General features: G+C 61.7%; 1 protein-coding gene. It reads right to left on the bottom strand.

The window, feature by feature from the left end; translation table 11 throughout:
• Nucleotides 1-1,169 (bottom strand): phage tail protein (locus tag AACS18_RS20615; RefSeq protein ID WP_258228782.1); only part of this gene is annotated, 1,169 nt, incomplete at its 3' end.
• Nucleotides 1,170-1,305 lie beyond the last annotated feature (136 nt).

The raw sequence follows: 1,305 nt of genomic DNA on the forward strand, positions 1-1,305 counted from the left end.
GCATTGGCGTGCGCGACGTTGAAGTAATACTTCCACTCGCTCCCGAACGGCATGCCGTTGGCGGCGTTCGACGCGTTGTAAAACCCGCTCTTCTCTCTTAACTGGGTAGCCACATTGGTGGTGGCCGCAGCATAGGTACCAAGACCGGCCGGTACCTCGTCGATATTCTCCCAAGGGTGACGGTGACGCTTGAGGGCGAGCTCTGGCACATCGTCCAGATCGCCCCATTTGTGGCGGTGGCTGCCGTCCTTGATCTCCACCGCGATGGTGACGCCCTTGGCATCTTCCAGAATGCCTTTGCCGGTGACATCACCGGTCAGCTCGATGGTGCGCTTGCGGCGTACGTCGGTCACGCTGCCGTCGCTGTTGATGATGGCCACCTTGGCCACATGGTGCTGATAGCCGTTGCTGTCCAGGTAATCGACCATGTCCGGCACGCTCAGGGTGAGGGTGAAGTGGTTTACCCAGGCATCGAGCAGGGATCCTGCCCGATAGATATCGAGCCAGAGCCCTACCGGCTTGGCGCCCGGGGTGATTTTCTTCACCTCGTTGAGCTCGGTGCGCAGGCCGCCGACATAGGCCACCCCGGGCTGCACCTTGTAGACCCCGGATTCGTTGACCAGCTTGAAGCCGTCGCCGTAGAAGGTGGCCGGCCCGAAGAACTGCAGCGCCTGCAGGCGCAGGTCATCGTCCATTCCGCGCAGGCGCGCGGCATAGTCAATCTGCCAGGTGCTGGCGTCCACATGGGTGACGGTCGCCTCGGCGGCGCGGTCGTACTCCATCAGCATGGATTTGACCAGGCTGTTGCCGGTCTGGCCGGCCGCCTCGTCGGTCTTGAGCTTGGTCTCCAGCCCCTTGTGCACAATCATCCCCACTATGCCGCTGGCCTTGTTGATGAGGTACATGGCGTTGAAGCTGAAATCGCCGACCGTGGTGTCCATCACGATGGTGTAGGCCACCGAGTCGTTGTTGATGCGCCCGCGCTGGTCAACCTTGTGGCGGTGCACAATCTGGCCCGCCGGCGGAAGGCCGCTGTCCGGGTCGATGGGGGCTGCAGGATCGAGGTCTGGCACGTTGGCCAGCACGAACTCATCGAGCACCACCGGCACTTGGGTGGTAAGGCACTCCTGCCAGTAGCGGGAGAAGGCGTTGGTAATGATCTGGCTCATGGGTTCCTCTTAAGCGTCGCGCCAAACACCTGCTGGCTCATGTCGATGCGACCAAAGCCCAAGGTACTGGCGACCGGGTAAACCACCTGGAAGCGATAGCGGCGGCAGGTGCGGCCATAGTGTTGAATAAGGGTTT

Source organism: Aeromonas sp. HMWF015 (assembly GCF_963878965.1).
GTDB classification, from domain to species: Bacteria; Pseudomonadota; Gammaproteobacteria; order Enterobacterales; family Aeromonadaceae; genus Aeromonas; species Aeromonas veronii.